Raw genomic sequence first — 260 nt, 5'->3', positions numbered from 1 at the left:
TTGATGATGTCGTCGGTCGCCACGGTGTTGATGGTCACCACCGGCGCGGCAGTGTCAACGGTCAGGGTATGGCTGGCCGAGCCGGTGTTACCGGCGGCGTCTGCCACGCTGGCCGTTACGGTGCCGCTGGCGAGGGACGCCACGTCCGCTGCCGGCACGGTCACGCTCCAGCTGCCGTTCGCCTGCACCTGGGTGGTGTAGCCGGTGCCGCCAATCGTCACGGTCACCGTCTGACCCGCCGGGGCGGTGGTGGTGCCGCC

The 260-nt window shown here is 70.4% G+C and carries 1 protein-coding gene; it reads right to left on the bottom strand.

The genetic code is table 11. From position 1 onward, the window contains the following. Positions 1-260 (bottom strand): Ig-like domain-containing protein (locus tag OGY07_RS00140; RefSeq protein WP_286597918.1); only part of this gene is annotated, 260 nt, incomplete at both ends.

The organism is Citrobacter sp. Cs237 (genome assembly GCF_030332325.1).
In the GTDB taxonomy this organism is placed as follows: domain Bacteria; phylum Pseudomonadota; class Gammaproteobacteria; order Enterobacterales; family Enterobacteriaceae; genus Citrobacter_A; species Citrobacter_A sedlakii.
This window is presented reverse-complemented; position numbering and strand designations above follow the sequence as displayed.